This window comes from Methylibium sp. T29-B (assembly GCF_000576225.1).
Taxonomy (GTDB): Bacteria; Pseudomonadota; Gammaproteobacteria; order Burkholderiales; family Burkholderiaceae_C; genus Methylibium; species Methylibium petroleiphilum.
The window spans coordinates 1-4,224 of sequence record NZ_AZSN01000228.1; the positions used below are offsets into that span (position 1 = coordinate 1).

The 4,224-nt window shown below is 67.2% G+C and carries 5 protein-coding genes; 1 reads left to right on the top strand and 4 read right to left on the bottom strand.

From position 1 onward, the window contains the following. Positions 1-13: 13 nt before the first annotated feature. The 4 genes from Y694_RS20080 to Y694_RS26295 form a co-directional block, all read right to left on the bottom strand. The gene (locus Y694_RS20080; protein WP_051495925.1) at positions 14-1,195 is read right to left on the bottom strand and encodes a site-specific integrase; all 1,182 of its coding nucleotides are present in this window, start codon (positions 1,193-1,195) and stop codon (positions 14-16) included. Continuing rightward, positions 1,192-1,398 carry a hypothetical protein gene (locus Y694_RS22840; RefSeq protein ID WP_051495926.1) on the bottom strand — a complete coding sequence of 69 codons (207 nt, stop codon included), beginning with the start codon at positions 1,396-1,398 and terminating at the stop codon, positions 1,192-1,194. The genes Y694_RS20080 and Y694_RS22840 overlap by 4 nt, the downstream gene beginning before the upstream one ends. 987 nt (positions 1,399-2,385) lie before the next feature. Further along, on the bottom strand, positions 2,386-3,549 hold the full coding sequence (locus Y694_RS24525; RefSeq protein ID WP_231497805.1) for a DUF3943 domain-containing protein: 1,164 nt from the start codon (positions 3,547-3,549) through the stop codon (positions 2,386-2,388). Then, positions 3,456-3,824: a hypothetical protein gene (locus tag Y694_RS26295; RefSeq protein ID WP_051495928.1), complete on the bottom strand. Its 369-nt coding sequence runs from the start codon at positions 3,822-3,824 to the stop codon at positions 3,456-3,458. The genes Y694_RS24525 and Y694_RS26295 overlap by 94 nt, the downstream gene beginning before the upstream one ends. Positions 3,825-3,971: 147 nt before the next feature. Here Y694_RS26295 and Y694_RS20095 point away from each other — a divergent pair, with 147 nt between their 5' ends. Further along, positions 3,972-4,199 (top strand): DUF2805 domain-containing protein, encoded by a 228-nt coding sequence (locus Y694_RS20095; RefSeq protein ID WP_011827634.1) that lies wholly within the window; start codon positions 3,972-3,974, stop codon positions 4,197-4,199. Positions 4,200-4,224 lie beyond the last annotated feature (25 nt).

The following is a 4,224-nucleotide window of genomic DNA, read 5'->3' on the forward strand; positions in this document are numbered from 1 at the left end:
TTTTCGGTCGGCGTCAACATTCGGAGGCCAGCCTGTTGATTTGCTCGAGGTAGACCAGCGTGGTCTGCACATCCTCGTGGCCCAACCTGTCGCGGACGTAGAGGAGCGGCTCGCCATCGAACTTGCCCTCCTTCGCCTTCTCACGGAGGAATACGAGCATGTGCACGGCATAGCTGTGCCGCAGGCTGAGCGCGGACACCTTGAAAGACACGTCCCTCCCGATGGCCCGCATCACCTCGCTGACCGAGTCCTTGTTGTAGGGCTGTCCGTCCTGGTTCAGGATGGCCACACTGTGGTCTGTTGGCGACTTGCTAGCCAAGTGGTTGCGCTCGTGCTTCACGTAGTCCCACAGGTCCTGCATCAGCGAGTAGGGGATGTGAACCTCTCGCGGCTTGTCGAACTTAATCTCCATGTCGCTGGGGTTCAGCTGCACACGAATCAGCTTTCCCCGAGCACAGTCACTTCGCGTCGCCGGATTGAACACATAGGACAAAGGGAACGTCCGCGCTTCGCAGGAGCGCAAGCCAACGCGCCACATCAGGTTGAACAGCAGCCTTGCGGCCGTATGGCGACGCAACTTGCTGCTGTTCAGGCAGCCCTGAATCGCTTCCTTCGAGAGGTACGCTGGCGGGGCTGACCACTCCCGGTCAAGGACGTCTGCCTGAGCCCGAGTCGCGTCAGCGGCTCGGGTGTGCATCAAGAAGTCAGTGTGGCGAACACGGCGCTCTTGATACCCGAAAGGAAGATGCTCGATGAGCCCCTTCCGATGCGCCCATTCGTAGAAAGCGACGACAACACGAAGCCGGTCGTTGAGCGTGCCTACGGCAACAGCCGTCTTCCCAATGGACGGGTCCTTCTTGAGCGACCAGCCTTTGTAGATGGCAACAGGTCCTTTACCGGGCGCCTGCGGGTCCGGGCAGTAGTCCCACGGAATCCCGTGCTGGGCCAACGTGGCGAAGTAATCCCAAAGCCGGCGGCCGTATGCGTCCCAGGTCTTCTCGTCGGTCGTTCTCGTTCTGCCTAGCAGCAGATGCAGCAGGAAGTCGTGTGCGGGCTGCAGCGGCTTCATATCGTCGCCCAGGATGATTGGGAACCCCGGACGAGGCTGATGCCCGTAGATGAACTTCTCGTTGGTCCATACGAGACGGGCCGCCTTCGGCGCTGGCACCTGGCCAGTGGACAGCGCAACTGTCATTGCTGGTGCTTTGGTGGCAGGAAGGGCTGAGCGCGCGGGTCTTCCAGCAGGAACCGTGTAGCTGCGCGGAAGTCACATCGCAGGACGTGCTGCACGAACTTGACGGCACCCAACCCGCCCTGGTTGTCGCTGTCATCTAGGAACATCGGCCCGGTGAGAACGAACGAGAAGTCGCGGCCGTCGATGGAGGCATGCCACCGCATTGACCGTGGGTCCTTCCGGGCTCGGAAGGAGGCATCGGGCTTCGCATAGTCGGCGAGCGCCTTCAGGAGGTCGGCGGCATTGACCTGGTTCCAGTGCGCCAGGAAGACATCAGGAACCCGCTTGAGGGCGTTCCGAGGCCTAGCAATGCTCCGGGGCTCGACCCCACTAGAAGAGTTATCCACAGGCGCCTCCGCGAAAACCTAGCGCCTTCGGCGCTGTTGGTCGTATCAAAGATACTTGGTTCAAGAATACCCAAGTCATTGAATCTACACAACATTGTCTTTCACGAATTCAGCCCCTCAGAACAGCCGTTGCAGGGCTGGCCGACGGCCGGCTTCGGGGGCGCATCGATGTGGAGCTGGATGACCGCGTGCATGCGCCGATGGTCGCCGCGATCGCGGCGCGGCGATGGCCGGAACAGCGCGGTGGGTCGGGGTCATTCATGGCCGGGCGGTTGGCGATGCTGCTGCCGAAGCAGTTTGCGCATAGGGCTCGACTGCGGCGCGTTGGCCGTTGGTTGAGGTCCGCAGATGTCGGCGTTCGCTCCGCGCGCGCGTTGTCGCGGCAGGCGCTACCCGCTGGGGGCTCCTGCTGGGGCGGTCGGCCTGGCAGGCCGACTGCACTGCGATGCTCGCGCCAGGGTCGTGCCGCAGAACTCACTGCGCGCCCTGCGGTCGCTCCGTTCAGACAACCGCGGCAAGTCAGACCACGAAGCGCGCTGGCGCGCGCCGACCCTGGCGCTGCGCTTCTCGTCGCCCCAGACATCGCCCCCAGCGGACAGCGCCTGCCGCGACCACCACCGGTGTTGGCGTGCGTGGGAAACACTCGCAGTGGTTCAGCAAAGGCGGGCTTGGGCAAGCGGCGGTGCGCCTCCGCGGCGCCGAGCGCCGAGGCGAAGCACCGCCGCCTGTCCGGGCGCGCCTTTGCCGCACCGACCGCCGCCACGAAGAGCTCCGGAAGACCGCCCGATCCGAGAGAACCCGCCCTCAGTGCACGGCCGGCTCCCGCCACTCCACCGCCCCGAAGCCATCGGCGCCGAGCAGCGTGTAGTAGATCCCCACCGTGCCCAGCGTCTGGGAGCGGTTGCCGGCGCCCGGGTAGTTGGCGTCGCGGTGCGACCAGACGTACTTCACGCCCACGGCGTGCCGCTTGTGGAGGCGCCAGTTGAAGGCGGTGTCGACGCGGGTGATGTCGTCGCGCCCGGCGGCGCGGTTGGCGATGCTGCCGAGAAAATACTTCTGCGCCTGCAGGTCGACCGAGGCGCGGTCGCCGGCGATCAGCCGCAGCGCGAGGCTCAGGCGCGGCGCCACGCCGTAGTGGTAGTCGCGGTCCTCGGTGGTGCGGCGCAGGGTGCTGGCGGCCGAGTAGCCCAGGCCGGCGAGCACCGTGCCCTGCAGCGCCAGCCGCTCGGAGGCCCACCACTGCCCGGTCGTGCCAAGCGACAGTGCGGTGGTCGAGAGGTTGAAGATCTGCGGCGCCAGGTAGTCGTAGCTACCGTACAGGCCCCACAGGCCGCGGACGGTGTCGCCGATCGCGTAGTCGGTGCCGAACAGCAGGCCGCGGGTGGCCAGCGTCTCCACGCCGTTGGCGGTGGAGGCGGCGGCATGGAAACTGAAGTAGTCGAACGGGCGGCGGTAGGTGTAGCCGTCCTTGCCCGGCAGGCCGTAGTCGAGCGCGAAATCGATCACCGCCTCGTCGCGCTCCAGGTCGCGCGACGTGCCCAGGTTGTCCTGCGCCGCGCGGGCGACGCCGAGGCGCAGCCGACTGTAGTAGACCGGATCGTTGTCGACGAAGGCGCCGTCGAAGCGGGAGCCGAAGGTGAGGCGCGTGAAGCCCAGCGAGGGCGAGATGCCGGCGGCGATCGCCTCGCGCCAGGGGCGCGACAGACCGCCCGGGCCGTTGAGCACCAGGTGCGCCATGCGGAACAGCGGCTCACCGAGAAAGCTGCCGGCGATGCCGCTGGCGATCTGGTCGTTGTACGACGGCGGCGTCTGCTCGCCGAAGATCTCCCAGCCCACGCTGCCGGCGAAGGTGTAGCCAGCCGCTTCCCAGTAGCTCAGGCCGCTCGCGCGGGCGGCCCCGTGGTACAGCGAGCCTGGTAGGGGTGGGCGAACTGGTTGATGTCGAACGGGTCGTTGTCTTCCACCCAGGGCCCGCGCAGGTTGCGGCGGATCGACGCACGGCTGACGTCGTAGTCGGACGTGCCGCTGAAGCGCCGGTTGTAGCGGTTCAGCAGAAAGTCGAAGCCGATGATCTGCAGGGCCGGGATGACGTAGCTCTTGTCGGGGGTGGCGGTAGCACTGGCGGCAGATTCCGGCGCCGGCGGTTCGCTCGCGCGATCGCGCAGTTCCGTCCCGATCGCGCCCGGCGTGTCCGGTGCGCCGAAGGACGGCGCGGCGAGAAGGAGGCCGAGCGCGGCGATCACGCACGGCCAGGTTCGGGGCAGCCGTGTGCGAAGGAGAGGGACCAGGGGCATGGGCGCATGCTCTCCGACGCCCGCCGCACGGTCTGTCGGACGACGCGCCCGGCGCGTGTCGGACGGCGCTCGCTGCGGCGGCCGACAATCGCGGCCATGGCGAAACCCATCCCCCGTCTGACCGCCGCGGAAATCGAGCGCGTGATCGCCACCGCATGGGACGACCGGCCGCCGTTCAGCGCGGTGCTGCGCGAGCACGGCCTGTCGCACGGCGAGCTGGTTCAGCTGCTCAAGCGCGAGCTCACGCCCAATGCCTACAAGGTCTGGGTCGCGCGGACCAAGGCGGCACCGGCACGCCGCGCGCCGCCGAAGGCCGCGCGCTGAGCCGGGGTCAGCGGCCTGGCCGGCG